Raw genomic sequence first — 25,529 nt, 5'->3', positions numbered from 1 at the left:
GTGACGTCGGCCTGTGTCAGGACGCTTTAGGCGGCAGGCAGCTCGGCCAGCGGCCAGCGCGGGCGGACCGTCACGCCGAGCTCGGCTTTGGCGCCGGTTTGCAGACGCACCATGCCGGCGTAGGCGATCATCGCGCCGTTATCGGTACAGAACTCAGGGCGGGCGTAGAACACCTCGCCGCCGCGTTTTTGCATCATCTCCGCCAGCTTCGCCCGCAGGGTGCGGTTGGCGCTCACGCCTCCCGCCATCACCAGACGCTTAAAGCCGGTTTGCTCCAGCGCGCGGCGACATTTAATCATTAGCGTATCGACGACCGCATCCTCAAACGCGCGGGCGATGTCGGCGCGGGTTTGCTCATCGTCGCCGTTGCTGCGAATGGTATTGGCGGCGAAGGTTTTCAGACCGGAGAAGCTGAAGTCCAGCCCCGGACGGTCGGTCATCGGACGCGGGAAGACGAAGCGGCCTTCAGTACCCTGGGACGCCATTTTCGACAGCATCGGCCCGCCGGGATAATCCAGCCCCAGCAGTTTCGCGGTTTTATCAAAGGCTTCGCCCGCCGCATCGTCAATCGACTCGCCCAGAAGCTCGTACTGGCCGATGCCGGTGACGCTGATCAGCTGAGTATGACCGCCGGAGACCAGCAGCGCGACGAACGGGAACGCTGGCGGGTTATCTTCCAGCATCGGCGCCAGCAGGTGCCCTTCCATATGGTGTACCGGAATCGCCGGCACGTTCCAGGCGAAGGCCAGCGACCGGCCCACGGTGGCGCCGACCAGCAGCGCCCCCACCAGGCCAGGACCCGCCGTATAGGCGACGGCATCGATATCTTTCGCCGTCAGACCGGCCTCTTTCAGCGCCGCCTGGATAAGCGGCACCGTTTTGCGCACGTGGTCGCGCGATGCCAGCTCCGGCACCACGCCGCCGTAGTCCGCATGCAGTTTCACCTGACTATACAGTTGGTTGGCTAACAGACCTTGCTGGTCGTCATAAATCGCGATGCCGGTTTCATCGCAGGATGTTTCAATGCCCAGTACACGCATGAGTTGTTTTACCTCGCTTCAATACCGCGCAGTTTAGGTCCAATGACCGGCGATGTAAAACTTTGCTCACCCCTGGTGCTCTCTTCGTGTATACTCCTCACCCTTATAAAAGTCCCTTTCAAAAAAGGCGCCGGTGCTTTACAAAGCAGCAGTAGTTGCAGTAAAATTCCGCACCATTTTGAAATAAGCTGGCATTGCGGCCAGCGGCAAACCGAATTAATCAAAGGTGAGAGGCACATGCCGGTAATTAAAGTACGTGAAAACGAGCCGTTCGACGTAGCTCTGCGTCGCTTCAAGCGTTCCTGCGAAAAAGCAGGTGTTCTGGCGGAAGTTCGTCGTCGTGAGTTCTATGAAAAACCGACTACCGAACGTAAGCGCGCTAAAGCTTCTGCAGTGAAACGTCACGCGAAGAAACTGGCTCGCGAAAACGCACGCCGTACTCGTCTGTACTAATCTGTTGAGAGCGACGCTCTCAATTCAGACCGAGTTGTAGTTGTAAGGCCGTGCTTCCGAAAGGAATGCGCGGCTTATTTTCGTTTATAGTCATCAGAAATAACGGGGCTTATGGCTGGACGAATTCCACGTGTATTTATTAGCGATCTGCTTGCCAGAACCGACATCGTCGATCTGATCGATGCGCGGGTAAAGCTGAAAAAGCAGGGCAAAAATTTTCACGCGTGCTGTCCGTTCCATAACGAAAAAACCCCCTCTTTCACCGTCAACGGTGAAAAACAGTTTTACCACTGCTTCGGCTGCGGGGCGCACGGCAATGCTATCGATTTCCTGATGAACTACGACAAGCTCGAGTTCGTGGAAACGGTCGAAGAGCTGGCCGCCATGCACAACCTCGAAGTGCCTTATGAAGCAGGCAACGGACCCAGCCAGATAGAGCGCCATCAACGGCAGAACCTCTACCAGTTACTGGATGGTCTGAATACGTTTTATCAACAGTCTCTGATGCAGCCCGCCGCCGACCCTGCGCGCCAGTACCTGGCAAAACGGGGGTTAAGCAGCGAGGTGATTACGCGCTTTGCCATCGGCTATGCTCCCCCAGGTTGGGATAACGTTTTAAAACGTTTTGGCGGCAATCAGGAAAACCGCCAGTCGCTTATTGATGCCGGCATGCTGGTCACCAACGATCAGGGACGCAGTTACGATCGCTTCCGCGAACGGGTAATGTTTCCCATCCGCGATAAGCGAGGCCGGGTGATTGGGTTTGGCGGACGGGTGCTGGGCGATGCCCTGCCGAAGTATCTCAACTCCCCGGAAACCGACATATTCCATAAAGGCCGTCAGCTGTATGGCCTGTATGAAGCGCAGCAGGACAACCCCGAACCACCGCGGTTGCTGGTTGTCGAAGGCTATATGGACGTCGTGGCGCTGGCGCAGTACGACATCAACTATGCTGTCGCCTCGCTGGGTACCTCGACCACGGCCGACCATATCCAGCTGCTGTTCCGGGTGACCAATAACGTCATCTGCTGCTACGACGGCGACCGGGCCGGCCGCGATGCCGCCTGGCGCGCGCTGGAGACGGCGCTGCCGTACATGACCGATGGTCGCCAGCTGCGCTTTATGTTTCTGCCTGACGGCGAAGACCCGGATACGCTGGTGCGTAAAGAGGGCAAAGCGGCGTTCGAGGCGCGGATGGAGCAGGCTCAGCCGCTCTCCACGTTCTTGTTTAACAGCCTGCTGCCGCAGGTCGACCTCAGCACGCCGGACGGGCGCGCGCAGCTGAGCACGCTGGCGCTGCCGCTGATAACCCAGGTGCCGGGCGAAACCCTGCGCATCTATTTGCGTCAGGAGCTGGGCAACAAGCTGGGCATTTTAGATGACGCCCAGCTTGAACGTTTAATGCCAAAACAGGCGGAAAATGGCGCGCCGCGCCCCGCACCACAGCTAAAACGCACGACCATGCGTATACTGATAGGACTGCTGGTGCAAAACCCGGATCTGGCGCCGTTAGTCCCACCGCTGGAGGGGCTGGACTCGCGCAAAATGCCGGGGCTGAGCCTGTTCGGCGAGCTGGTGAAAAGCTGTCTGGCGCAGCCTGGTCTGACAACCGGGCAACTTTTAGAGCAATATCGCGGCACAAAAGAGGCCGCAACCCTTGAAAAACTGTCGATGTGGGACGATATAGCAGATAAAGATATCGCTGAACAAACCTTCACCGACTCGCTCAACCATATGTTTGATTCACTGCTGGAACTGCGACAGGAAGAGTTGATAGCTCGCGATCGCACACACGGTTTAAGCAGTGAGGAACGCCGGGAGCTCTGGACCATCAGCCAGGAGCTGGCGAAGAAATAAATGACAGACTCAGTCATTCACGTTGCATTGATGCAGCAGCAGAACGCAGAGCAACGTGAAGGACACCGTATTTAACGGCTTAAGTGCCGAGTATCGATCGGGAAGCCCCCGACAGCCGCGCAGAGGCGCAGCGGCAATAATATAAGTACGCCCTCGCTTTAAATGTCGACAGCCCGCCTGCCGACACCAATCAAACGAATTAAGTGTGGATACCGTCTTATGGAGCAAAACCCGCAGTCACAGCTGAAGCTTCTTGTCCAACGTGGTAAGGAGCAAGGCTATCTGACCTATGCCGAGGTCAATGACCATCTGCCGGAAGATATCGTCGATTCCGATCAGATCGAAGACATCATCCAAATGATCAACGACATGGGCATTCAGGTGATGGAAGAAGCACCGGATGCCGATGATCTGATGCTTGCCGAAAACACCGCGGATGAAGATGCTGCCGAAGCCGCCGCGCAGGTGCTCTCCAGCGTGGAATCCGAAATCGGGCGCACGACCGACCCGGTGCGCATGTACATGCGTGAAATGGGTACCGTAGAGCTGCTGACCCGTGAAGGCGAAATCGACATCGCCAAACGCATCGAAGACGGCATCAACCAGGTGCAGTGCTCCGTTGCCGAATACCCGGAAGCGATCACCTACCTGCTTGAGCAGTACGACCGCGTTGAAGCGGAAGAAGCCCGTCTGTCCGATCTGATCACCGGTTTCGTCGATCCGAACGCCGAAGAAGATATGGCGCCGACCGCCACCCACGTTGGCTCCGAGCTGTCTCAGGAAGAGATGGATGACGACGAAGACGAAGACGAAGATGAAGACGCCGACGACAACAGCGATGACGACAACAGCATCGACCCTGAGCTGGCCCGTGAGAAGTTCGCCGAGCTGCGTACCCAGTACGAGCTGACGCGCGACACCATCAAAGCCAAAGGTCGTAGCCATGCCGCCGCCCAGGAAGAGATCCTGAAGCTGTCTGAAGTCTTCAAGCAGTTCCGCCTGGTGCCGAAGCAGTTCGATTACCTGGTCAACAGCATGCGCAGCATGATGGATCGCGTTCGTACTCAGGAACGTATCATCATGAAGCTGTGCGTTGAGCAGTGCAAAATGCCGAAGAAAAACTTCATCACCCTGTTCACCGGCAACGAAACCAGCGAAACCTGGTTCAACGCCGCGGTGGCGATGAACAAGCCGTGGTCCGAGAAGCTGCTGGAAGTGAAAGAAGACGTGCAGCGCGGCCTGCAGAAGCTGCAGCAGATCGAAGAAGAGACCGGCCTGACCATCGAGCAGGTGAAGGATATCAACCGTCGCATGTCCATCGGTGAAGCGAAAGCCCGCCGGGCGAAGAAAGAGATGGTGGAAGCGAACCTGCGTCTGGTTATCTCGATCGCCAAGAAATACACCAACCGCGGTCTGCAGTTCCTCGACCTGATTCAGGAAGGCAACATCGGTCTGATGAAAGCGGTTGATAAGTTCGAATACCGTCGCGGCTATAAGTTCTCGACCTACGCCACCTGGTGGATCCGTCAGGCCATTACCCGCTCCATCGCGGATCAGGCGCGCACCATCCGTATTCCGGTGCATATGATTGAGACCATCAACAAGCTCAACCGTATCTCCCGCCAGATGCTGCAGGAGATGGGCCGTGAACCGACCCCGGAAGAGCTGGCTGAGCGCATGCTGATGCCGGAAGACAAGATCCGTAAAGTGCTGAAGATCGCCAAAGAGCCTATCTCCATGGAAACGCCGATCGGCGACGATGAAGATTCGCATCTGGGGGATTTCATCGAGGATACCACCCTCGAGCTGCCGCTGGATTCCGCGACCACCGAGAGCCTGCGCGCGGCAACGCACGACGTGCTGGCCGGCCTTACCGCTCGTGAAGCGAAAGTCCTGCGTATGCGTTTCGGTATCGACATGAATACCGACCACACGCTGGAAGAAGTGGGTAAACAGTTCGACGTTACTCGCGAACGTATCCGTCAGATCGAAGCGAAGGCGCTGCGTAAACTGCGCCACCCGAGCCGTTCTGAAGTGCTGCGTAGCTTCCTCGACGATTAATCGTCGCCAGCCTGTTAAAAAGCTCCCTGCGGGGAGCTTTTTTTATGGCGTTCAGGTGGCCATCCGGGGAAAGTCGCCCCTCTCCGCTACTGGCCGCGGGTCGCCAGGGCATCATCCAGTTCACGATAGGCCGCCACCAGCTTGTCGAGCGTCGCCCGATTTAAGCCGCTGGGATTGGGCAGCACCCACACCTGGGTCGTGCCGATGGTCATGGCCTGTTTCCCCCACTTCGCGCCGCGCTGGTTAAAGGCCAGCTCGAAGGCCTGCTTGCCGAGCACCGCCAGCGCCTGCGGCTGATACTCCTCAATCTTCCTCACCAGCTCACGGCCGCCGCTGCGCAGCTCCTGCAGGGCGACCTCGCTGGCCTGCACCGTCGGACGCTCAACCAGCATGGTGATGCCGCAGCGCGTATCCAGCAGCTGCAGCTCCTCTTCCGGCCTGAGCTGTCGGTCGGTAAACCCGGCCTGATGGATGACCTTCCAGAAGCGATTGCCAGGATGGGCAAAATGAAAGCCGGTATGGGCGGAGGACTTCCCCGGGTTGATACCGCAAAAGACAACGCGCAGGCCCGGCGCAAGGATATCGCTAATCATGTTTTCTCCGGCTGTATGGCTAAAACATGATTATAAAGGATTGAAAATGCATTGTTTATAAAAACAGCAGCTGCGCGCTTTACGCTGGATTGCAACCGTCAGTTACTTTATAATCCCTCGCCACGGCCCCTTAGCTCAGTGGTTAGAGCAGGCGACTCATAATCGCTTGGTCGTTGGTTCAAACCCAACAGGGGCCACCAAATTTTAGCTTTAAAATCATATAATTAAGCCACTCACGTGAGTGGCTTTTTTCTTATATCGCTATTGAGTGGCGATAAAATGGCGGTGCATTTTTTACCGCCACTTTTCAGATCACATAAAAAAACCCGCTCGCGGCGGGCATTTTATGAAATTTTTTCAGAGCCATAGCGGGCGCTGACCACCAACTGTCGGATGAGGCGGGGCCGGGATTATCGTTCCTGGCGTAACAATAAAACGTTCCACCGATTCCATCGTTACGAACGTACAACTGCAATTTATGTTAGTACATTGGTGGTAACGCTCTTTGGTATTCTCACTTAGATAGCGACTGGTGCGCGCATGTGCCGCGTGCTGGCATTTTGGACAATGGAACATTTCACACCCCAAAAATTCACATAAAGTGAATTTATGATACTCATTTTTTCACTATTTGAGAATAGCTTTATTCTTCCCCTTCAGTCCCGTACTCTACATCCAACAATCTAACCTCAAGCTCTAGACTCGTCGTAAAGCCGCTATTATTCAGAGAGTGCATAACCTTCGTGATTGTCCATGATTGATCGTCTATGACGCGCTTAAAGCCCGAAACCTGCACGGGTGTCTCCGGGTAGAGATCGGCGCGCCCTGTCGCCAGCCTGATAGAAAACTCAGCAACACCACGTTGCAGTTTGTCCCATTTTGCCTGGGCAGCTCGCATCGCCTGCGCTTTGGTTGAAAAAATTGTCGTCAGGGCGAACACGTTGTCATCCTCGCCGACCATGTATTCACCTTCCCTGGCTTCCGGCGTCTTCACCGCTTTTTTCTTCGTTACCGGTTTGGCTTTTGGGTGCTGTAGTGCACGTAAATGTTGCTCTTTCGGTTTCCGCTTTAACGTCACCTTTTGCTTTTGTGGTTTCGGGTCTTTGGTGTGTAACCATTTTGCCGTGACACCGGTATATGCCCCACGGTCGGCAATCGAAAACTGATGCCTGTCGCCATCGCTGCGGGTGATAGTGACTTGTGGAATAGCCTTTCCACTGGCTGTTAACCCACGCCCGGCTTTCAGAAAAAGCAACTTTCCCGCTTTTACCGAAACCTCACCGCCGTTTCGCTCGGCGAGCCGTGTTAAAAATTTGGCATCTGATTCCTGTGACTGGTCGATATGCGGAATTTTTATTCCGGCCAGCTCCGGTATAACGCTCGCCGTCAGTTTGTTACGTGTCGCTATCGCTGCCACGATCTCGCCGAGCGTCTTGTCATGCCAGGACTCTTCCCGACGTGAGTTAAGCGTCCCCCGAAAATCGGCGCTACGGGCGCGGATTGTCACCGTATCTGGCGCGCCGTGATGTTCAACCTCATCGACGGTAAAACTTCCCTTACCAATCAACGCAAAGCCTTTCCACCCGAGGTAAAGCGTCAGTACCGCACCACGTAACGGAAGCTCGACCAGCCCGTCAGCATCATCAAGCTCAATGTCGAGCTGGTCGGCCTCGAATCCGCGATTGTCTGTCATGGTCAGACTCATCAACCGATTACTGATGTTGCCGGTAATATCTTTGCTGTCGAGCATCAGCATAAAATCGGGCGTCAGTACGCCACCCGCATTCAAATTCAGCATATCCAGCATCAGCTAATCCCCACCATGCCAGCCACTGACGAGGCCATATTACCCGCCTTTCCAATAAGTGATTTGGCCTGTTCACCAATATCACCATACAGCGCAGCGAGAGATTCATCCACGCGGGTAAGCGTCAGCGTAAAATCAATTTTTCTCGCCGTTCCGTCAGCAAAAAACAGGCTTCCCGTCTCGCTGATATTATTGATGACGTACATACCGTAAATCGTGCCAGTGCCATCCAGTAACGGCCAGGCGCGCCCCTCGTCAGCCATTAAACGAATGGCCGTCATCGTCAACTTTCCGCCGGTGAGCTCCGGGTAAAGCACACCGGCCAGGGTAATTTTTTCATCCCCCGGCCCCAGATACTGGAAAGAGTCCCGCTTACCAACGCGGGAGTTTGACGGCCACCGATATTCGGCGTCGCGTTGCATCGTCTGGTGTGGCAATGTCTGACGCATAAAAACAAACATACCGAGTGCGAGCATCATTTTTTGTCACCTCCTATCCGTCGTGGTTCATGCTGGCACGCTGGCGGGCGCGTTTTTCACGCTCAAACTTTTCGAGCGCATCCTGTAACTGGCGATCGAGCTGCGTACCGCTGCCGCCCCCCTGAACGTCGATGTGATATTCGTTTTTACTTTGGTCTATATAAGAACGCCCCGCCGGTGCGGTGACGGGTTGATATGCCTGATAGCCACCGTAAGTGCCGGTTGCCGGAATATAAGAGTTACCCTGTGTGGCTGCGTTCGCTTTTGCGGCAGTCTGGTCAAGCGTGATGGACTCTTTGTTGATAATGCCGAGTTTCTCTAGCACCCAATCAATACCGCTGCGCAGCTTATTGAATGCTGTAAGCGGTAACGTAAGAGCGTCAGCCAGGCGCTGACCAAACAACACACCGGCATCACGAAAACTGTTTAAGGTTTCCTGCGATGATTTTACCGGCGCAATCAGGTTGTTAAACCAGTCCCATGCGGCTTTCAGTTTTCCGCCCAGCCAGTCAAACATCGGTTTAAGCGGCGCAAACAGCTCAGCTACTGGCGCAAATGCGGCCCGCATCCCGTCAATCACTCCGCCGAAAAATGCGCTGATGGGCTCCCAATATTTACGGATGAGCAATGCCCCGGCGACAATCGCAGCCACAACAGCGACAACCGGCCAGGAAATCGCACCAATAGCGGTAATGATGCCTCCGGCCACCGTTGTAAATACGGTACCGAGCACCGTCGCAGCGGCGATGATGGCATTAACTCCTGTTATAACCGGCCAGGCAATCAGCCCAATGATCCCAATCATACCCACCACACCAAGCGCCACGGCGGTAATCATCCCAAGCGTCTGCGCGAGCTCTTTATTTCGCTGGATCCACTTATCAAGTTTGAGCACGTAGCCGGTCGCAGTCTGCACCAGTTTGCGTAATGAGGATTCCTGTTGGTCAAACAGGTCGGTGCCAACAGCCTCATACGCAGACTGAAACTCTTTGAAGTCACCACCGAGGTTATCCTGCATGACTTTAACCAGCTCCTCGGTCTTGCCGTCCGAGGCTTTAAATGCCACTGTCAGCTTATCGAGTTTCCCGCTGGCCGCAGCGTCTAACAGGGCATTAGACGATTTCAGCGCTTCCTCGCCGAATATCGTTTTCAGGTATTCGCCTGTCTGACTTGTTCCGAGCTTATTCTTTTTAAAACTGGCTTGGATTTCTTTCAGAATGGTAAATACGGGCCGCATGTTGCCCTTGCTGTCTGCCGTCTTAACCCCCAGCTCTTTTAATGCCGCCCATGCCTTACCTGTTGGGGCCTGTAACCGGCTAACGACAGCGCTGCTCCCGGTACCGGCCATCGATCCCGTGATATTGTTATCATGAAGCACACCCGTCATGGCGGCGGCTTCTTCGAGGCTTACTCCCGCAGCTTTGGCAACTGGTGCCAGATAGGTTAAGGCGTCGCTTAATCCCTGAAAATCGGCCGCTGATTTATTCATCGTTGCTGAAAGCACATCGCCGATATGGGCTACCCGGTCATTTGAAAGCTGGAAAGCGTTTTTGGTACCGAGCAAAAGCTGCGCGTTCTCTTCCATCGTCCGACGGTTAGCAAGCGCCATATTAAGTGTGACGGGCGTCGCCGCCTGAATCGCTGCCGCGTCTCCGCCTGCTTTCGCAATGATAATCTGAGCACCGGCCGCATCATCGGCAGAGGCGGCAGTATTGTCGCCCAGCAGTCGGGCCTGCTTTCGCAACGCAGTCATTTCTGCGGAGTCTTTCGCCACGCCGAGTACAGCCTGTAACTCGGAGTTTTTCTGCGCAAAATCATAACCCGGTTTCATTAGTGCAACACCGGCCAGCGTGCCTGTCGTCGCCATACCTACACCGGCGGCACCCATTGCGGCCGCATTTCCGGCCAACTCTTTACCGGCCTGATATCTCTGCTTAACCGCATTGAGCTTTGCCTGTTGCGCGCTGACCCGCGCCAGCGCTTCACGCTGACGATTGAGCTGTGCTGTCGTTTCGCTAATGTTGGTTTTTAACCGGCGTTCATCCGCGGCCAAGGTACGGGTATTAATTCCCGCCTGGCTGAGTTCCTGCCGCTGGCGCTGTACAGCCTGCCGTAAGCTGTTGTGTTTAAGCTGTAGCGCGGCGGCGCTTTTTCGTGCAGCGTCCATCGCCTGCGCCTGTGCGCGGGTAGGCTGCTCCGTATTTTTGAACTGGATCGCCAGCGCGGCGGCTTCCTGTTTAGCTTTCTTCAGCTCCTGACCGGTAACGGCGAGTTGCGCGCTGGCCTTGCGAAATCCGTCAATACGGGATGCCTGACCGTTAAGCTCACGCAGTAATTTTTGAGTGTCCCGGATATCACCAGACAGCGTTTTACTCGCTGTCTGGATGGTTTTAAACGGGCGGGTCGCCTGGTCAACAGCCTTGAGTAAAACCTGCAATTTAACGTCGTTACTCATTCGTGTTTCCGCTTCGCTGTAGCGCCTTTTCGCGCCAGGTGGTGAGCTCGGTCAGGCTCATGGGATATAATTCTGATGGCGGCCAGTGAAAAATCACCGCGATATCCGCCATCAGGTCATCGACCGACATGTCTTTCGGGAAATTTAATCCGCCAAATTCGGCGACAAAAAACCGATCACCTTTGTTGCCAGCGCCATCAGGTCGGGTAAATCCATCATGACGACATCCGATTCGGTAAGAGACGGACTGGTCATACGCGGCAGCACTTTAATCAGGGCATCCACTTCAGAGCGAGCGACGTCCGCCAGGCTAACGCCGCGCAGGGTTCCGGCGTTGGGTTTCATCAGGGTGATTTTTTCGATGACCTGCTCGCCGCGTTTGATCGGGTTTTCCAGGGTGACTATGTTTTCTTTGCTCATGAGTTTCTCACTATTTACGGATTCCGGGTTAACCGGCCAGACATGCTGGCCGGGGAAAAATTACAGGCCGATATTGCGGCGGTGCTGGTCGAGTCGGTCGACGCCGTTCACCTTCTCAATCATGTTGAGGACGTCGATTTCTACCAGCTCTTTACCGTTCATGCTCAGCTTGTAGTACGTGCAAACCAGCGATAATTTGCTGCTGGTATCCTCGCCCTGTTTGCTCTCGCCGTTATCGACTTCCTTCACCTTGAAACGGGTCTCAACTTCCACCGCCACGGTTTCGCCGGTATCGTCCCGCTGGTAAGAGCCTGCATAGCGCAGTAGCGTCCCGGTACCGACGGCACCATAAAGTGACCAGATCGCATCATCAGGGAAGCCGCCGAGGGAAATTTCCATCGCCAGCGCGTCATCGTCGAGGCCGAAATCGACAGGGGCCGAGCCTGACATCCCGCCGCCCCGGTAATTTTCCAGCTTACGGGTCAGCTTTGGCAGGGTGACGGACTCGATAACGCCGAGATAGCTGACGCCATCCAGAAACGTATTCAGGTATTTGAGCTTGCGCGGCATTGCCATTGGTCAGGGCTCCTTAATTGCTGTTAACCGATGACACCAGATTCGCCAGGTATTTATCGGTAATTCGCTGGCGTAGCGTCAGGTTTTCGAGAGGGGGAACCGGCGTATAGTCGTAATCGATATACAGTTTCCCGGCTTTGAGGGTCGCCGCGTCGTTGGCCGATTCATCAAACCAGCAGGTCGCATCGACGATATAGCCCGCCGTTTTCATCTCGCGGAATTTCGCATTGATACCCGCAACGATGTCCTTAATCAGCGTGGCAGTGATCGGCTTGTCGACCGCCCACATGTGACCAGCGGCCATTGTGTCAGCGATAACCTGCGCGGTGCGGGTGTAGTTCTCGAACAAGAACAGCGGGTCATCTGAGCAGCAGCGGTTGCCCCAGAAGCGGAAACCGTCTTTACGAATGAGCGTGGTGACGCCAGCCTCGTTAAGCAGGTCGGCATCGGTGCCGGATTCCTGCAAATCCCAGAAGACCGACGCGCTGATGCCAGTGACGCCATTCACGCCAACGTTTGACAGAGTTTTGTGCCAGCCGGTGTCCTGGTCGATTTTGGCGCGCAGGCCCAGCGCGCGGGCGGTCGCCCAGGCGGTCTCGGTCGCGTTCGCCGTGGTATCCCATGCCAGAAAATCCGGCCAGATAACCATCAGCTCACGCTGGCTGAAATTCTCGCGATAGAGCATCGCCTCGGAAATGTTCTTACAATCCCATGCGCTGATATAGCCAAAGGCGCGCAGCTTCTGGCAAATCGGCGCGAGAGCAGTTGCAACCTCAAGGGAGTCGAGCCCCGGAATACCGAGGATGCGCGGTTTAACGCCGGTGACGGCCTCCGCCGTGAGCAGTGCTTTCAGCCCGGTGTAATTGCCGTTTTCGTCGGTGCCGCCGATGATATTAGAGATAGTCTGCGCTTCGGCATCATCGCCGCTACCTTCGGCTACGCGCACAACGACAATTACCGGCTTCGACTGGTCGGCAATCGCCTGGAGGGATGCGGCCAGTGTGCCTTTTGTACCCGCTTTGGCGATGGCGCTTTGCACGCTGGTAATCAGTACGGGCTTATTGAGTGGGAAGGTGGCAGCATCAGCATCGCTGGCCGTGCAGACCATGCCGATAATAGCCGTTGATACGGTGGAAATGACGCGGGTGCCGTCGTTAATCTCGACAACCTGGACGCCGTGATGAAAATCGCTCATCCGTTTAACTCCGTGGTTAAGGGTGAGCATTATTTTCAATCGTGGTGGAAAGGGTGACGAGTCATCCCCGCTGTAACAGGGACAGAACAACAGGAATGACCGTCACAGGTCAGGCAACACGACTCCAGCACATCAGCAGCGTGTGGGATTCCACCACACTGAACGGTTTGCCCTCACCGAGGCTGGCTGTTTTGCCGCTGGTCGAGTGTTTGTGCGGCGGGATCGTGACGCCATGCTGATGGTCTTCTGCATAGTCGGTATAGTTCCACCCCGTATATTTCTGGTTATCCGTCCCGTGTGTGGCATCCTGCCAGGTATCCCCCGGCGCCCCATCCCCTGCCCTGTGCCGGTGCCTTCCGTTGCCCGATGTCGTCAGCTCCTGCTGCTCCTGTTCGCTGGTTTCGCCGGTCACGTCAATCTGAACGGCGGGCAGGTTGGCCTGCTGAAGTGTAACGGTATCGCTGCCACCGATCTGCCCGACATTCGAACCATCAGCCTTTCCGACGCGGATCGTCTTGTTTTCGCCGGTGTACACCCATTGCGACCACGGCCAGCGCTCATTGGGATTGAGGTTCTGGTTAAAAAAGCGGGTGGTTCCAACCGGGTTATCATCTTCCCAGAAATCTCGCTTAGCCGCCGTTATCGCATCGGCAATCACCTGCTGTATATCCGTATCCAGCTGGCCCGCAATCTTGTCGGCATAATCCTTTGCCTCATTTTTCGCCCGGTTTACCTCATCAACCGAAGCAAGAACAACCGTCGGGTCTGTCATCAGCTGGACATCGGCTGTACTGCTGACCGATATCCACATGTTAAGCGCCTGCAAACGGCCCGATCCTTCCTTGAGTAAGGGTTTATAGGATGGCGGCAGACTGGCGACGGCAAGACAAACTCCCTCGTTATCAAACAGCGCCGCCTCCCTTAACCAGAAACCACCGACCTGCGGCAACATAATCATTTCTGCCCTGATTACATTTGCAGCCTGATCCGCAACGACCACGCGATTAACTGGCGCTCGGTATAGCTCATTAACCAGTCCCGATTCCGGATCAGGCGTGTGATTCTCCCCGCCGCCATCACCGACGCCCATTTGAGAAAAGTTCACCGGCTCTCCGGTGACTGCCGCGGCCGCAAGGCGATTTCGCCCGGCCTCCGTCAGCACAGAGTAAAATTGTCCGGCCATTCATCCCCCGGTCATTAATTCTGTTTCGATGCTGCACGCCGGATCAGCCCGGCGATGCTGCTTTTTATATCAGCTGAACAGACCATTCACAGCGGCCATTTCGTCAGCGATAACTTCCTGTACAGTTTTCCCGGAAATCGTCAGGTCATCCATTCGCGCCCGGTAAAACAGACCGGCAAAAGCGCCGGTATCCGCCCGATCAGATCCCACACCGTTGTAGGTAATCGCGGATGACGGGTAAGGCACCTTCGCTACAAAGACCCCCTCATAAACCAGTTCTCCATCGAGATATATCATCCCCTTTTGCTGTGTGCCGTCCCCGGACTCCACATAACGTACGCTCAGGCAATGCAGAGAACCGTCAGTCAATGCCCCCAGGCGATCAATAACGCTGTAATTGATGCCACGCACACTCACTGTCAGTGCTTTTACCACTCCCTCGGTAATGGTCGGGTAGACCTGTAGGAGCCTGTTTACCGTCGTGGCATAACTGGTTGCCGCGATGCCAATTATCGCGTTGCCAAACCCTTCATTACCGGCATTGGCAGGATCAATTTTCAGCCAGAACGTATGCATGTAATCCCGCATAGCGGCCGTCGGGATAAATGCCGCTGGCATCCTGAAATACTGACGCGAGGCCCTGGTAAAAATCACACCGCCGTGCGCGGCATCATAATTCAGGGATACCGATCCCACAGTCGCGGGGTCTTCAACCCAGCACAGGTTCTGTAATTCTTCCCCTGACGCAAGGTTTTTCCCACCGCCCGCCCATCCATGCTTAACATCAACCAGCCCCAGAGTCCCGGCGTTAATGGCGGGATCACGGTACATCTTTGCCCGGGTCTTAATGGAGAGTCCCATAAACTGTTCAGCTTTACCGGCCATTATTTCACCCATCCTTTCATTTTCATAAACTGATATACAAACCGGGCATTCACTTCTGCCCCGATATAGAGTGCGCCATTCATTAACACCTGTGACGGGTGCAATGTGTCATATTTCAGTGATGACGGCGTGGTGTCATCGGCGATATTTTTTACATCCGTTTCATTTTCCGGGTTGAAATGATTTTTAAAGTTCTGGAGTAAATCCACTCCGTCAATTTCACAATAGTTACCCGGCCAGTAGTTTTTGAAAGCGGCATTAATGGCATGAATACGCTGCCAGCCCTCTGTTCCTTTAATTTCATCCCCACGCGTAAACTGTGGGCAAATAACAAAGCGTTTTCCCTTTGGTTTCAGGCTGGCTACTATTTTTTGTGCATCCCGTAATACTTCCTGCCATGACGCCGTGTTATTCCTGCCAAATGTTAATATCTGGATAGCCTCATTATGCTGTTCGTATAACGTTCCCGCCGCAACAGAGTTTTTGACAGTGGATGTCGTCACGGGATAAACATAAAGTGGTGACAGATCACTGACTTCAACGGGTGCACCCTCGCCATCACGAACAAAAATAGCCTGCGTTCCTGTCCAGTTAAAAACCCCGTCTACCCCAGCCAGACGGCATTTTATCCCTGACATGGTACCGTTTGATGCTGATGCCGCCGGACCGGGTAAATTGGGGATCAGATTTACTGAACCGCCTGACGGAATAATGCCGTTTACCGGGGCACATAAAAATGGCGATCCGCCTTGTCGCGCAGAGACAGCGGTACTGCGGATACCTGACTTCCCGAAATTGTACGCCGTTAATCCCGTTAGTTGATGAATCGTGCTCATGAAGACCGGATTTTCCATGAACGAATCACCCCACCCGCACAGAACATCACGGGAGATAAGCGGCCGGATAGTGTCATTTTCATCCAGAAAAAAACGGCCTCCCGGCACAGTCATATCACGGTCAGACTGCCAGCTTATCAGTCCGCTTCCATCCACCACCGGCGCGTATTCGCTGGCTGTCCCGTCCGTAACCTGCACCTGTTCACCGGAGACCGTATCCAGTATAAAAATCTGGCTTTTCCCGTCTTTTACCTGAGCGTAAGGGATACGTGAATCTCCCTTGTTTGCCAGCAGCAGATTCAGGTTTACGCCGTCCACAGTGATGGCATCAGCGTTAATTTCATCAAAATGATGTGGAATAAGATGATGCTGCTTCCCGGCCAGAATATAAGAGAGAATATTTCCGTCTTTATCATATCTGATATCATCGTAAGCGGCCCACGCTTCCATTTCTCCGCCGGGACTGAAAAGATCAGGGTTGATTAACCGGCTGGCTCCGTCAAGAGTAAATGTTTTTGTGACCATATCGTCAGCTGCAACCGGGATAAAGAAAACCCGACGACCATCACGAATGCACTCAAGGATATTATTATCTTTATCTAATTTAATATCTTCATCTTTGACTGATGCAAATTCACCACCTTCCCGGAAAACATCAGGGTCTAAAAACCGACTCGCCTTTGCCAGACCGGTTAAGTTTTCGGCGAGGATGGCAGGAGGAATACCATTCGGATCTATCTTCACGCCGCTGATTTCCAGCTCTTCGCCGGTTAACTTTTCTGACCAGACCGGGACAAAAAACATCCTCACACCTTCCCGCAGGCACTCGGTCATGTTTTTCTCCTTGTCTACTTTAATATCTTCATCTTTGACCCTTTCATATTCGGTCCCTTCAACCCCGGTTTCATAGAAACGTGAAGTATTATTCAGCGGGGTGATATTTTTAACTGACTGTGCAACGGCATCCACGGCCGCTTTGCCTACTGTCTCGGATAAAGGGGTAGGTGTACCGTTATCATTTCGATAAAGCACCTCGCGCCCGCCGTCATCATGAAATACCACGCGGAAAGTCTGACCGGTAAAGGTCGCGCTAATGCCTGTTACCGTTCCGTCAGGGTCGTTTTCCGTCGGAAAAATCGTCACCGTAAAAGACTGACCGTCGAGTATTTTTTTACCCGTTGCGACGGCCTGACCGCCTGCATTTGTGAACTCCTCCGCCCACACCCGGGCATCTTCCGACCTGACGGAAAAAAGCGCCCCCTCAGGGATGCGCCCCTGGACAATCGCGGCCTGCGCTTCTGCCTCAGAAGTAAAGGGGAGTTCGCCTGATTTAATCAGGGCGTTGTAAGCCTCCAGCTCCCCCTTCAGGTACGCTGTCCGGTTCGCCAGTTTACTGGTCTGGATATTAACCAGCCCCGCTTTTCCCCCTTCAACCTTATCCAGCCGGGCAATTAAAGGAATGTCAGTTTCCCATAGTGAAGTTTCATTAATCGTTGGCATAGTTAATTCCCGGAATAGTGATAATTGCCGTCATAATTCGCGAATTCATCGTAAAAAATACTGTCATCAGGCTGATAACCTTGTGGATATACAGTAATAACCTCTCCATCCGTTATTGCTGCACCAATAAACGCGATACCATTTACGCGGGTTGATAACGTCAGCTGTGATATGTGGCGACTGACCGGCTTTGCATCCCCGATAATCCGCTCCAGTTCTTTGATCATTGGCTCAGTGATGCCGATATCATTGAGGTCAATCTCAAGGCGGAAAGTCCCGGCAGGGTCGGCAACCTTCCACCACTCCTGGAGCGTCATGCTGTAGCCCAGCGTTTCAATCACCCGACGAACGGCGGCGACGGTTCCCTTGCGTTGGTGGATCCAAAACGCATCACTGACAGCCTGGCGCTTTTCCGTTTCTGACCAGGTTTCCTCCCAGCGGTCGACAGAAAACGCCCACGCCAGATAGGGCAGGAATTTCACCGGACATTTCCACGGATTCCACAAATCTCGCAGCGGCACAGATAAATCGCTGATAGAGGCGCATGCTGCTGCGGCTCGCTGTTCCAGCAGAGATGACCCGTTCGCCATCAGCGAATTATTCATCCGATCCCCCGATAATGACGCGGGCATCGGTGCAATAAGCGGCCTGGGTTTTATCCAGCACCACATCGGCCAGCGGTTCGCGAAGTTCGACGCGCTGGACCCCCTGCACATGCAGCGCGGCGTAAATCGCCGACATTCGGATGTCACGACCAAGGCGGCGCTGCTCCGTGATATAGGCAGTTAACTGCGCTTTTGCGGCAGCAAGAATCGGCTCGGTCGCCGGGCCGGGGTACACATACAGCACCGCGTCGATCGCATAATTGACGATTTCAGCCGAGACGACTGTCAGGCGGTCAGCGACCGGTCGTACACTCTCATCATTCAGCGCGGTACTGACGGCCAGCAATAAATCGTCCGACGCCGTGCCGTCACCTTCCCGCGACAGTACCGCGATAGTGACCTCTGCTGGAGCCGGGCTGTTCGCCGAAGCATCCGCGACACGTCCGTCGGCACTCAGGGCGTGAAATTCATAGGCACCGGTTGGCCCGGCAACACTCATCCCCTCAAAAGCAGCAGGTACGCGCTGACGTAAATCGCTGTCAGATTCCATGACCGCCGCCACCGGCGGGATTTGGGTCTCGTCTCCGGGGGTGATGACCAGGCGTTCAACGTTATTATTTGCCGCGAGCTGGTCGAGGTCGTTTTTGATGGCATAGGCCACCATCCCGGCTTTCGCCGCCTCGTTAATGCGCTGGCGTAAAATCACCTCGCGATAGGCATTCTCTTCGAGATATTTCACCAGTGGCTCTGACTCCAGCGTCAATGTCCTTGCGATCGCTTCCTGCTCATCTTCCGGGTACAGTGAAATCAGCGTCGCTTTGCGCTCGGCGAGGATGGTTTCAAAATCCAGCGTTTCCACCACATCAGGCGCGGGGAGCTGGCTCAGGTCGATAACTGCCATAGGTTCAACTCACAGGGATGGTTAAGGAAAGGCTCTCGCCGGTGTCGGTGATTTGGCCGGTCACGTCGACGACCATCTGCCCGTTAAACTGCCGCGCTGTGGTGATGCTGGTCAGTCTGACGCGCGGCTCCCACTTCAGGATCGCCATGTAGCACGCGGCCATAATTTGCAGCTCAAGCGCCGGGGTCTGAGGCTGGTCAATCATCTGCGACAACAGCGAGCCGTATTCACGACGCATGACGCGGGAGCCGGCGGGCGTGCGCAGAATATCCCCAATGCTCTGGCTGATATGGTCAACGTCTGAAATGCTTCCACCGGTCGTGCGGTTCATGCCGAGATAACGGGCTGTCATTGGGTGCCCTCCGTCCATTCATCGCCGCGTTTGATGCCACCGTGCCCGTGTTTATCCACCTGGACACCGTTGGATGTGAAAGCGCCGCCGCTGTGATCGATGTTGCCGGACATCTTCCCGCCTTTTTTCACCTCCAGCGTGCCGGTCGTGAGCTTGTTGGTACAGACCACCTCCGGCGTATCGAGGGTGACGCGGGTCGAGGCTTTTACCAGCACCACCGGCACGCTGACGGCAATCGTATCGGATGCGGTCACATCGGCAGTTTTAATGCCGGAGACGGTCAGCGCGCCGGTTTCCGGCTCATAACTCATAACGGCACCGTCGGGAAACTCAACGAGCCAGGCGTCCGCCGAGGCCGACGGCGCGGGGTTGTCGTCGGAATAAATACCCGGCAGCACAAAAGCGGTATCGAGCTCACCGCCCACGGCCAGAATCATCACCTGCTCACCAACGGAGGGAGCCCACCAGGTGCGCGAGCGCCCGGCCCGGTGCGTCAGCCACTGAAGCCAGTCGGTAAATATTCCCCCCGTCTGCACACGACAGCGCCCGGCATCGAGGTCAGTTTCGACAACGACGCCGGTGCGTATCATGTTGCGTATCGCGCGGGCGAGTTCCTGGATAGATGCGAGAGTATTCATAGGGGAAAGGATGCCGTCTGGGTGTTCCGACGGCAATGTAAGGCAGTTTGTCTAGCTACAGCACAACAGACATTATCAGTCGTTATATACCTTTTTTATTATCTCCATGCATTCTGCATGTGCATCTTTATGTTCAGCAAATTCTTTATTCAAAAATAAAAAGAATGCTTTCCCCACTTGAGGCATTTCAATAAAAATAAAATCATCTACCTTGTGAAAAAAGTGAAAGCTTTTATTTGTGGTGTTAAAAACCAATAATGAATTGTACTTATTTGCCTTTCTTTTCTTAGTTAGCACCCTGCGACTTCTTCTTATGGTATTGAACACATCATTTGGGGTCGTATCAATCTCTCCCCAGAACATTGCCACAGGGATATTAGATAAAAAAGGGATATACTCACCTCCTTTGTATCGCAAGAATTGAGAACGCAAATCCATTATCTGTAATTTAAACGCAATATATTGCAACCACCATATTATACAATCCACTTCATAATTATTTAATTCCGAACCGTCCTTTTCCAATAAAAATCGCTTAAGATAATCTTCAAAAGCACCAAGCAAATCAGAGTTGCATGTCTTGCATGCCGGAACAGTCATCTTTATGTAATTAGACGACTGATTGTTTTTAGTATTTATCAGGAATTTCTCTGGCCTTCCCTCAAATGACCATTGAGGCAACACGTGTTCCTTTGTAATTTCATTATCGCTACCACAAAGAATACATATTTCAGTTTTATGGTTGCTAATAACCTTATTCATTACCGCACTTTGTGATTCTTTTATTTTATGCCTCAGCAAACTAAATTTCTTATCCATTGCGAACTCACCACATTATTTGTTTTTAGACAAAAATATTAATAACTCCTTTTCAATCAATTGTATAGAGTCATCATCAAAACCCAGTAGCTGGCGCTGCGGGTACTCTACGGTGGCGCTTTTGGGGGATGGTTTATCTTTAAGCCCGAGTTGATGCACGCGGGCGATGCGCTGCACTTTCCCGGTAAATTCCACCACCGCCGCGCTGTCGTTACCGCTCGCTTTCATATAGCGATTGGTGCGCAGCTTCGCAAACATCTCGCGCTTAATCCGGCCTTGCTTTGCCCTGACAGGCGGGCGCTTACGCGGGGCAAATGGCGAACCGTCCGGCGCTTTTTGCGATTTAATGCGCTGTTGTTGCCGCTGGCGCAGTTTCTTCGCAATATCGGCTGTCATCCGACGGCGCCCGGCGGGGGAAAGGGCCGCTATCAATCCGGCGAGCTTGTCCTCAAAGGGTTTGAAGTCATTCATCCCATTTACTCACCAGTTCGCCATTACTCCACATTTCGACAGGGCTCGTCACCGGCTCCGGCGGTGGCGGCTCCGGGATGTTCTCAACGTACATTGCGCCGTCGACCTCATTGACCAGCGTGCGCTCGGTCAGCAACAGGCTGATGCTGACATCGAGGCTGCTGTCGTTATTAATGTCAGCGAACCAGGCAAATCCTTTTTTTCGCCCCTCGTCGGTTGTCATGATGTCCGGCTGATTGACGCGCAACCAGGCCATAATCGGCACAAACAGCAGGTCAATATCGTCGGTAAAATCCGTGACCACGATGTTAAGCGTGTACCGCTTTTCAAACGACAGGGAGCGCGCCAGCGTCGCCGTATTGTTGCCATCGTCCAGGCGAAGGTGAAGCATATCGGGGTTGGTACGCAGTACCGGCACCGCATCAGTTAAGGCTTTTCGCAGACTGTTGGGCTTTAACATCGATTTCATCCTGGCATTGTTTAACCGTATCGACCTGGATTGCGCAGCTTTTCAGGGCGTTTTCGAGCTGGCGTATATCCGCACTCAGGTCGCCATTAGTCAGCGGGTCGCTGCCCGGCATCGGGCAGGGACTGACCTTCGGGCAGGCGTTGTAAACAATCACCGGCGGCGGCGTTGGTACAGGCGGCGCGCTGGTGCAACCGGCGCACAGCATCAGGTAAATCAGCGCGATACCAGCGGCGAAACGCGTCATTTTCATTGAGTAACCTCGTGATAGTTTGTTCACGCCGAAAGGCCAGCAGGTTAGCCGCCGTGAGCTTATCCCTCATGGCAACCTGTGCCAGCTCTTTGCGCTGCGACTGCTCTGCGGCAACGTTGAGCTGATTTTTCAGCATGGTGATCGTGGTTTTCTGCGTACCGGCGACCCGGTTCGCACGTTCAAATGAGGCGCGCAAATTGCTGTTATCGTGTCTCATCCACAGCAGACCCGCACAGGCCAGCGCCAGCAGGAGAATCACTATCTTCATGCAGTTCCCCCTCCGGCCTTGCGCCACACTGCGACCAGCTTGTCGAGGCTATGCTCACGCTGACCGTATCCGGCACCCGGCAATGAAGCCCAGATATTGCGACAGCGGGAAATCGCGCGCTCAATGCGCCCCTGCTGCAAATCTTCCAGCGCACCACGCTCGCGGATAAGCTGAATGGCGAGCCTGTCCTGTGATACCGGGCTGAAATCTGGCAAAGCGAGCTGTTTCTGATAATGCGGCCAGAACAGATAAAGCTGCTGGTAACGCCCGGATGCCGTGGATTTTTCCCCGCGACGATTGAAGACCTTCGCCGGGCGTCCACCCGCGAACGGGTGATCGCGATAATCGGTAAAAATCTCCGGCTTGCCATCGATACCCGTGACGATAACGTCGTAACCGTTGTTTCGGGTCAGCGGATGCGTTGCTGTCCCTTCCGAAAACGCCAGCGTGTCGAGGAATGCCGCAACGTTGGGATGTGTCTTAATGACTGCCATCGTTTTCCCCTTTTTTAATCTTGCGCTGGATAGCAAGCTCTACCGCCTGATAACCGGCGATACCCAGCATGGAGCCAAATCCGCACACGGCCGCGGTTGGCAGGTCTGGAAACTGTACCAGGGCAACACCGGCCACCATCGAAACAAAGCCACCCAGCAACGTGCGACCAATAAAAAGACGTGCGGTGATCGGTTCACCACCGGCCAGCACTTTACCGACGACAATCAGCGCGCCGATGATAAAAAGCGAAATGACGCTTTTTTCCCCTTCCGTCATGTGGTTACTCCCAGAGGTTTATGGTTTCTGTTACGGGGGATGACTTCACATCAGGCAGCTCGATCACAGTGCCATGCGGCAATACTGCGCCGAGCTCGGCTAACCCCGGATTTGCGGCGAGCACCGACTCGAAGACCCCCTCAGTGCGCCCGTAATACCGGGCGCAAATCATGTCGAGCGTGTCGCCCTGTTGCGCGATGGCCTGCATCAGATTTGGCTCACGATGCAGCGGGGTTTGTCCTGGACGCGTGATACGGCCCAGCGCATGTCCCGCCACAGCTCGTCGACAGTGGTATCGATGCTGTCAGCTTTCTTGTCACCTCTGGCGCTGGCATCCACACCGCGATAACGCTCATAGAGCGTGGCGGTCGCCATTGAGGTGACGGCGCGCAGGTAATAGAAAACGCGCACACTCTCTCCGTCGAGATCGTCAGCCGGCACGTCGGCAAGCTTGCTAAAACCCCCGGCAATCTGCTGCTCCCGCCACAAAAACAGCTCGGCATTGGTTTCGGCGATGCCGGTTTTGATGGCCTCACGAAGCCGGGCCGGGGCGACGGTCTGCTCAAGTCGCATCCCTTCACGCACGCGTTTCGGGTCGATGTCAGGAAAGAAAAACGTATTTTTTATCACCGGCTCATCGCTGGCAGGTGGCGGGATGACCACCACGCCACCCGGCTGCGGCTCATCGTTCTTTTTAATAATCAGCGTCGTCATGACTACCTCTGAATAGGTGGGCGGTGGACGCCGGTCTCAGGTCAGGTAAAACACCCTCATCGACCGGCGTGCCGCCCTGGCGCGGGGCGCATTCTGTTAACCGGCGGTCTTTTTCGGTCGGCCACGTTTAGCCGGTGCCGTGGTTTTCACGGCGCGCGGCGCTCTTACCGGGGCTTTAACGACTGTTGCCGGTTTGGGCTTCAGCTCACGCTCAAGCCGTTCAATGTCTTTTTTTACGCCTGCCTGACAATCGAGCTGCATCGCTCGCTTGAGGTGGGCCAGCGCGTCGGCGGGCTGTTTGTTATCCCGTAACACCTGACCGGTGATTTTGTGCAGCTTTGCGCGCACTTCATCAGGCATATCGGCGGCGGCGGTCAGCGCCAGCGTGTCGAGCAGTTGGCTGACGACGACCGGTTCACCGGCGGCATGGGCGCGCATGGCGGCGAGCGCCACCTCTTCGGTAAACATGTATTGCGGCGGGCGGCGATGTTTGCCTGGCATGGTCAGACCGTACTTAAACGCGTAGCGGGCAATATCCATCGCGCCGCCGATATCGCCGACATCGAGACGCCACAGCATGACGGTCATCACGATGTCATCCTGTGCGCCTTTGCCCTGTTCCAGCACGCCACTGACCCACGGCAGATAGAACGGCAGCAGCTCGCGCTTTTTCGTGGCTTTCAGCTCTTTACCAAAGATGGCTTTTAACGTGCGTTGGTCTGCGGCCAGCTTAACCAGCATCTGCTCGTAGGCAGTGGCATGCCGCAGCGGGTTGTTTTCCCGCTGCGCGGTTTCAATGGCCGAGACCCGCATCATGTGACGCCGTGCGGGGCTCGTCATCGGTTAGCCCTCCGGTTGTGCGGCAGAGAAATCGCCCAGCTTGATATTTTCAATGAAGCACCCGGCGGCGTAGGTTTCGACCACGTAATCGATGTTCATCGATTCGTAGTTTTCCACCTGGTCGAGTTTCGGGTTTTCGATAATGGAGCGGCGATGACTTTCATCCATGAAATAGATGGACAGGTTATCGAGACGCGTCACCATAATCGCGTTCGCCGGGAAGTACGGCACACGGACGGCGGGCAGGTTGCCGATGCGTTTCTGGCTGATAATGATGTCAGCCGCGAGCGCTTCGCTGTTGGGCTGGTCTTTGTTAACGATCGGGAAATATTTGTCGGCCAGCAGCTTACGGCCCACAATTGCGACGAGCTCCGAATCTTCCTGATAAATCTCGTCAATCAGGTTGTCGGTGGCATCCATGACCAGCGCATCGAGGTTAACGTAATCGCCGTTTTTACCCACGCGGATAACAGCGGAAACGACGTTTCCTTCCTCGTCGACGATTTTGCTCATCACGCGGGTCGGCGCTTCATTGCGGTATTTCTGCGGCCAGCCGACGGCGACATCCTGCAACATCGGATGAGTGGCACGGTCAGAGGTTTCGGCGCGCTCAACGCCGTTGAACCCGGCCATGATGAAATCGAGCGCCTGCCGCTGGATGATGGCATCGCGAATACGGCGCTGGAAGTCCTGGAAGCGCGCCCACAAATCCAGCTTTTTATATTTGAAGTGGAAGTCAAAGTTGACCTGATCGCACTCGTATTTTTTGGACTCCAGCGCGGTAAAGTCGGCGGTTTTACGCTCCTTGCCGCTGTTGGTGTCCGTGGTGCTGGCGATGGTGCCATTGACGCCGACGCCAATTTTTTCACCCTTCAGCTCATCCACCGGCACGATATTAATTTTCTGCAAAAAGGCCGAGGACATCTGCACGGTGTTCATCATGGTTTGCGTGACGGACGGCTCGACGGAGAATTTTTTACTCACGTCGTCCGGGTCGATGCCGTTCAGCTCGGCAACGCGGGACAGGTAGGCATTAAATTTAAAACGGGTTTCCTGACGCATAGTCTTTCCTGTTGGGTTAAATCGGGTTG

Annotated in this window: 31 protein-coding genes and 1 tRNA gene; 4 read left to right on the top strand and 28 right to left on the bottom strand. The window is 54.7% G+C overall.

The window, feature by feature from the left end; genetic code table 11:
• Positions 1-26 precede the first annotated feature (26 nt).
• On the bottom strand, positions 27-1,040 hold the full coding sequence (gene tsaD, locus LGM20_RS03500) for a tRNA (adenosine(37)-N6)-threonylcarbamoyltransferase complex transferase subunit TsaD (protein WP_002916879.1): 1,014 nt from the start codon (positions 1,038-1,040) through the stop codon (positions 27-29).
• Between the two features lie 237 nt (positions 1,041-1,277).
• Between tsaD and rpsU the strand changes: the two genes are divergently transcribed.
• The 3 genes from rpsU to rpoD all read left to right on the top strand — a co-directional run bounded on the left by rpsU (position 1,278) and on the right by rpoD (position 5,411).
• On the top strand, positions 1,278-1,493 hold the full coding sequence (gene rpsU / locus LGM20_RS03495) for a 30S ribosomal protein S21 (RefSeq protein ID WP_001144069.1): 216 nt from the start codon (positions 1,278-1,280) through the stop codon (positions 1,491-1,493).
• 111 nt (positions 1,494-1,604) lie between these two features.
• Entirely contained in the window at positions 1,605-3,350 is a 1,746-nt protein-coding gene (gene dnaG / locus LGM20_RS03490) for a DNA primase (protein WP_017899733.1), read from the top strand.
• A gap of 219 nt (positions 3,351-3,569) precedes the next feature.
• Positions 3,570-5,411, top strand: a complete 1,842-nt coding sequence (gene rpoD, locus LGM20_RS03485) for an RNA polymerase sigma factor RpoD (RefSeq protein WP_004174339.1) — start codon at positions 3,570-3,572, stop codon at positions 5,409-5,411.
• An 86-nt stretch (positions 5,412-5,497) separates the two neighbouring features.
• Here the strand turns inward: rpoD and mug are convergent, their stop codons facing one another.
• Complete coding sequence (gene mug / locus LGM20_RS03480; protein ID WP_002917636.1) at positions 5,498-6,004, bottom strand: G/U mismatch-specific DNA glycosylase; 507 nt, start codon at positions 6,002-6,004, stop codon at positions 5,498-5,500.
• 124 nt (positions 6,005-6,128) lie between these two features.
• Between mug and LGM20_RS03475 the strand changes: the two genes are divergently transcribed.
• Positions 6,129-6,204: transfer RNA gene (locus LGM20_RS03475), tRNA-Ile, on the top strand.
• 157 nt (positions 6,205-6,361) lie between these two features.
• On the opposite strand, the gene LGM20_RS03470 is transcribed toward LGM20_RS03475, so the two are convergent.
• The 26 genes from LGM20_RS03470 to LGM20_RS03345 form a co-directional block, all read right to left on the bottom strand.
• Positions 6,362-6,580, bottom strand: coding sequence for a DNA-binding transcriptional regulator (locus LGM20_RS03470; RefSeq protein WP_023343301.1), 219 nt, complete (start codon positions 6,578-6,580; stop codon positions 6,362-6,364).
• A gap of 67 nt (positions 6,581-6,647) precedes the next feature.
• Entirely contained in the window at positions 6,648-7,811 is a 1,164-nt protein-coding gene (locus tag LGM20_RS03465) for a phage late control D family protein (RefSeq protein ID WP_044524743.1), read from the bottom strand.
• The gene (locus LGM20_RS03460) at positions 7,811-8,290 is read right to left on the bottom strand and encodes a phage tail protein (protein WP_032420037.1); all 480 of its coding nucleotides are present in this window, start codon (positions 8,288-8,290) and stop codon (positions 7,811-7,813) included. The genes LGM20_RS03465 and LGM20_RS03460 overlap by 1 nt, the downstream gene beginning before the upstream one ends.
• 13 nt (positions 8,291-8,303) lie before the next feature.
• A complete protein-coding gene (locus LGM20_RS03455; RefSeq protein WP_044524746.1) occupies positions 8,304-10,745 on the bottom strand; it encodes a phage tail tape measure protein in 2,442 nt (813 codons plus the stop codon).
• Entirely contained in the window at positions 10,738-10,857 is a 120-nt protein-coding gene (locus LGM20_RS03450; protein ID WP_014343413.1) for a GpE family phage tail protein, read from the bottom strand. The genes LGM20_RS03455 and LGM20_RS03450 overlap by 8 nt, the downstream gene beginning before the upstream one ends.
• Before the next feature lie 32 nt (positions 10,858-10,889).
• Positions 10,890-11,165, bottom strand: a complete 276-nt coding sequence (locus LGM20_RS03445; RefSeq protein WP_004195711.1) for a phage tail assembly protein — start codon at positions 11,163-11,165, stop codon at positions 10,890-10,892.
• A 60-nt stretch (positions 11,166-11,225) separates the two neighbouring features.
• The gene (locus LGM20_RS03440; RefSeq protein WP_044524748.1) at positions 11,226-11,741 is read right to left on the bottom strand and encodes a phage major tail tube protein; all 516 of its coding nucleotides are present in this window, start codon (positions 11,739-11,741) and stop codon (positions 11,226-11,228) included.
• Positions 11,742-11,754: 13 nt separating this feature from the next.
• Complete coding sequence (locus LGM20_RS03435) at positions 11,755-12,936, bottom strand: phage tail sheath protein (RefSeq protein ID WP_044524750.1); 1,182 nt, start codon at positions 12,934-12,936, stop codon at positions 11,755-11,757.
• 109 nt (positions 12,937-13,045) lie between these two features.
• Entirely contained in the window at positions 13,046-14,119 is a 1,074-nt protein-coding gene (locus LGM20_RS03430) for a phage tail protein (RefSeq protein WP_044524753.1), read from the bottom strand.
• Between the two features lie 69 nt (positions 14,120-14,188).
• Positions 14,189-15,004, bottom strand: coding sequence for a hypothetical protein (locus LGM20_RS03425; protein WP_044524756.1), 816 nt, complete (start codon positions 15,002-15,004; stop codon positions 14,189-14,191).
• Positions 15,004-17,340 (bottom strand): TolB-like translocation protein, encoded by a 2,337-nt coding sequence (locus LGM20_RS03420; protein WP_044524758.1) that lies wholly within the window; start codon positions 17,338-17,340, stop codon positions 15,004-15,006. The genes LGM20_RS03425 and LGM20_RS03420 overlap by 1 nt, the downstream gene beginning before the upstream one ends.
• A 2-nt stretch (positions 17,341-17,342) precedes the next feature.
• Complete coding sequence (locus LGM20_RS03415) at positions 17,343-17,930, bottom strand: phage tail protein I (protein ID WP_165818801.1); 588 nt, start codon at positions 17,928-17,930, stop codon at positions 17,343-17,345.
• A 7-nt stretch (positions 17,931-17,937) separates the two neighbouring features.
• Positions 17,938-18,846 (bottom strand): baseplate assembly protein, encoded by a 909-nt coding sequence (locus LGM20_RS03410; RefSeq protein ID WP_044524761.1) that lies wholly within the window; start codon positions 18,844-18,846, stop codon positions 17,938-17,940.
• Between the two features lie 4 nt (positions 18,847-18,850).
• Positions 18,851-19,198 carry a GPW/gp25 family protein gene (locus LGM20_RS03405; RefSeq protein WP_044524762.1) on the bottom strand — a complete coding sequence of 116 codons (348 nt, stop codon included), beginning with the start codon at positions 19,196-19,198 and terminating at the stop codon, positions 18,851-18,853.
• A complete protein-coding gene (locus LGM20_RS03400; RefSeq protein WP_243414574.1) occupies positions 19,195-19,788 on the bottom strand; it encodes a phage baseplate assembly protein V in 594 nt (197 codons plus the stop codon). Before LGM20_RS03400 ends, LGM20_RS03405 begins: the two co-directional genes overlap by 4 nt.
• 123 nt (positions 19,789-19,911) lie before the next feature.
• The gene (locus tag LGM20_RS03395) at positions 19,912-20,655 is read right to left on the bottom strand and encodes a hypothetical protein (protein WP_044524765.1); all 744 of its coding nucleotides are present in this window, start codon (positions 20,653-20,655) and stop codon (positions 19,912-19,914) included.
• Between the two features lie 15 nt (positions 20,656-20,670).
• Positions 20,671-21,126: a phage virion morphogenesis protein gene (locus tag LGM20_RS03390; RefSeq protein ID WP_044524766.1), complete on the bottom strand. Its 456-nt coding sequence runs from the start codon at positions 21,124-21,126 to the stop codon at positions 20,671-20,673.
• Positions 21,119-21,586, bottom strand: a complete 468-nt coding sequence (locus LGM20_RS03385) for a phage tail protein (protein WP_023323002.1) — start codon at positions 21,584-21,586, stop codon at positions 21,119-21,121. Before LGM20_RS03385 ends, LGM20_RS03390 begins: the two co-directional genes overlap by 8 nt.
• Positions 21,549-21,800, bottom strand: coding sequence for an Rz1-like lysis system protein LysC (gene lysC, locus LGM20_RS03380; protein WP_224222702.1), 252 nt, complete (start codon positions 21,798-21,800; stop codon positions 21,549-21,551). The genes LGM20_RS03385 and lysC overlap by 38 nt, the downstream gene beginning before the upstream one ends.
• Entirely contained in the window at positions 21,682-22,113 is a 432-nt protein-coding gene (lysB, locus tag LGM20_RS03375; RefSeq protein WP_032435914.1) for an Rz-like lysis system protein LysB, read from the bottom strand. The genes lysC and lysB overlap by 119 nt, the downstream gene beginning before the upstream one ends.
• Complete coding sequence (locus LGM20_RS03370; protein ID WP_004195882.1) at positions 22,110-22,607, bottom strand: glycoside hydrolase family 24 protein; 498 nt, start codon at positions 22,605-22,607, stop codon at positions 22,110-22,112. Before LGM20_RS03370 ends, lysB begins: the two co-directional genes overlap by 4 nt.
• Positions 22,594-22,884, bottom strand: a complete 291-nt coding sequence (locus tag LGM20_RS03365) for a phage holin family protein (protein ID WP_019725381.1) — start codon at positions 22,882-22,884, stop codon at positions 22,594-22,596. Before LGM20_RS03365 ends, LGM20_RS03370 begins: the two co-directional genes overlap by 14 nt.
• Before the next feature lie 4 nt (positions 22,885-22,888).
• Positions 22,889-23,092 (bottom strand): tail protein X, encoded by a 204-nt coding sequence (locus tag LGM20_RS03360; protein ID WP_019725382.1) that lies wholly within the window; start codon positions 23,090-23,092, stop codon positions 22,889-22,891.
• Positions 23,092-23,598 (bottom strand): head completion/stabilization protein, encoded by a 507-nt coding sequence (locus LGM20_RS03355; RefSeq protein ID WP_044524772.1) that lies wholly within the window; start codon positions 23,596-23,598, stop codon positions 23,092-23,094. Before LGM20_RS03355 ends, LGM20_RS03360 begins: the two co-directional genes overlap by 1 nt.
• 96 nt (positions 23,599-23,694) lie before the next feature.
• Positions 23,695-24,438, bottom strand: a complete 744-nt coding sequence (locus LGM20_RS03350; RefSeq protein WP_044524773.1) for a phage terminase small subunit — start codon at positions 24,436-24,438, stop codon at positions 23,695-23,697.
• A gap of 3 nt (positions 24,439-24,441) precedes the next feature.
• A complete protein-coding gene (locus LGM20_RS03345) occupies positions 24,442-25,500 on the bottom strand; it encodes a phage major capsid protein, P2 family (RefSeq protein WP_044524775.1) in 1,059 nt (352 codons plus the stop codon).
• Between the last annotated feature and the right edge of the window lie 29 nt (positions 25,501-25,529).

Origin of the sequence: Klebsiella quasipneumoniae subsp. quasipneumoniae, from assembly GCF_020525925.1 — a bacterium.
Taxonomy (GTDB): Bacteria; Pseudomonadota; Gammaproteobacteria; order Enterobacterales; family Enterobacteriaceae; genus Klebsiella; species Klebsiella quasipneumoniae.
This window is presented reverse-complemented; position numbering and strand designations above follow the sequence as displayed.

Excerpts from the sequence above, each read along its gene's own strand:
- LGM20_RS03465 (WP_044524743.1), bottom strand. The coding sequence starts at position 7,811 with ATGCTGGATATGCTGAATTTGAATGCGGGTGGCGTACTGACGCCCGAT.
- LGM20_RS03425 (WP_044524756.1), bottom strand. The coding sequence starts at position 15,004 with ATGGCCGGTAAAGCTGAACAGTTTATGGGACTCTCCATTAAGACCCGG.
- LGM20_RS03360 (WP_019725382.1), bottom strand. The coding sequence starts at position 23,092 with ATGCAGGCCATCGCGCAACAGGGCGACACGCTCGACATGATTTGCGCC.
- LGM20_RS03455 (WP_044524746.1), bottom strand. The coding sequence starts at position 10,745 with ATGAGTAACGACGTTAAATTGCAGGTTTTACTCAAGGCTGTTGACCAG.
- tsaD (WP_002916879.1), bottom strand. The coding sequence starts at position 1,040 with ATGCGTGTACTGGGCATTGAAACATCCTGCGATGAAACCGGCATCGCG.
- rpsU (WP_001144069.1), top strand. The coding sequence starts at position 1,278 with ATGCCGGTAATTAAAGTACGTGAAAACGAGCCGTTCGACGTAGCTCTG.
- mug (WP_002917636.1), bottom strand. The coding sequence starts at position 6,004 with ATGATTAGCGATATCCTTGCGCCGGGCCTGCGCGTTGTCTTTTGCGGT.
- LGM20_RS03355 (WP_044524772.1), bottom strand. The coding sequence starts at position 23,598 with ATGACGACGCTGATTATTAAAAAGAACGATGAGCCGCAGCCGGGTGGC.
- LGM20_RS03365 (WP_019725381.1), bottom strand. The coding sequence starts at position 22,884 with ATGACGGAAGGGGAAAAAAGCGTCATTTCGCTTTTTATCATCGGCGCG.
- LGM20_RS03470 (WP_023343301.1), bottom strand. The coding sequence starts at position 6,580 with ATGTTCCATTGTCCAAAATGCCAGCACGCGGCACATGCGCGCACCAGT.
- LGM20_RS03370 (WP_004195882.1), bottom strand. The coding sequence starts at position 22,607 with ATGGCAGTCATTAAGACACATCCCAACGTTGCGGCATTCCTCGACACG.
- LGM20_RS03415 (WP_165818801.1), bottom strand. The coding sequence starts at position 17,930 with ATGGCGAACGGGTCATCTCTGCTGGAACAGCGAGCCGCAGCAGCATGC.
- LGM20_RS03385 (WP_023323002.1), bottom strand. The coding sequence starts at position 21,586 with ATGTTAAAGCCCAACAGTCTGCGAAAAGCCTTAACTGATGCGGTGCCG.
- LGM20_RS03420 (WP_044524758.1), bottom strand. The coding sequence starts at position 17,340 with ATGCCAACGATTAATGAAACTTCACTATGGGAAACTGACATTCCTTTA.
- LGM20_RS03430 (WP_044524753.1), bottom strand. The coding sequence starts at position 14,119 with ATGGCCGGACAATTTTACTCTGTGCTGACGGAGGCCGGGCGAAATCGC.
- lysC (WP_224222702.1), bottom strand. The coding sequence starts at position 21,800 with ATGCTGTGCGCCGGTTGCACCAGCGCGCCGCCTGTACCAACGCCGCCG.
- LGM20_RS03405 (WP_044524762.1), bottom strand. The coding sequence starts at position 19,198 with ATGACAGCCCGTTATCTCGGCATGAACCGCACGACCGGTGGAAGCATT.
- LGM20_RS03440 (WP_044524748.1), bottom strand. The coding sequence starts at position 11,741 with ATGGCAATGCCGCGCAAGCTCAAATACCTGAATACGTTTCTGGATGGC.
- LGM20_RS03390 (WP_044524766.1), bottom strand. The coding sequence starts at position 21,126 with ATGAATGACTTCAAACCCTTTGAGGACAAGCTCGCCGGATTGATAGCG.
- rpoD (WP_004174339.1), top strand. The coding sequence starts at position 3,570 with ATGGAGCAAAACCCGCAGTCACAGCTGAAGCTTCTTGTCCAACGTGGT.
- LGM20_RS03435 (WP_044524750.1), bottom strand. The coding sequence starts at position 12,936 with ATGAGCGATTTTCATCACGGCGTCCAGGTTGTCGAGATTAACGACGGC.
- LGM20_RS03410 (WP_044524761.1), bottom strand. The coding sequence starts at position 18,846 with ATGGCAGTTATCGACCTGAGCCAGCTCCCCGCGCCTGATGTGGTGGAA.
- LGM20_RS03395 (WP_044524765.1), bottom strand. The coding sequence starts at position 20,655 with ATGGATAAGAAATTTAGTTTGCTGAGGCATAAAATAAAAGAATCACAA.
- dnaG (WP_017899733.1), top strand. The coding sequence starts at position 1,605 with ATGGCTGGACGAATTCCACGTGTATTTATTAGCGATCTGCTTGCCAGA.
- LGM20_RS03345 (WP_044524775.1), bottom strand. The coding sequence starts at position 25,500 with ATGCGTCAGGAAACCCGTTTTAAATTTAATGCCTACCTGTCCCGCGTT.
- lysB (WP_032435914.1), bottom strand. The coding sequence starts at position 22,113 with ATGAAGATAGTGATTCTCCTGCTGGCGCTGGCCTGTGCGGGTCTGCTG.
- LGM20_RS03460 (WP_032420037.1), bottom strand. The coding sequence starts at position 8,290 with ATGATGCTCGCACTCGGTATGTTTGTTTTTATGCGTCAGACATTGCCA.
- LGM20_RS03445 (WP_004195711.1), bottom strand. The coding sequence starts at position 11,165 with ATGAGCAAAGAAAACATAGTCACCCTGGAAAACCCGATCAAACGCGGC.
- LGM20_RS03400 (WP_243414574.1), bottom strand. The coding sequence starts at position 19,788 with ATGATACGCACCGGCGTCGTTGTCGAAACTGACCTCGATGCCGGGCGC.
- LGM20_RS03350 (WP_044524773.1), bottom strand. The coding sequence starts at position 24,438 with ATGACGAGCCCCGCACGGCGTCACATGATGCGGGTCTCGGCCATTGAA.
- LGM20_RS03450 (WP_014343413.1), bottom strand. The coding sequence starts at position 10,857 with ATGGCGGATATCGCGGTGATTTTTCACTGGCCGCCATCAGAATTATAT.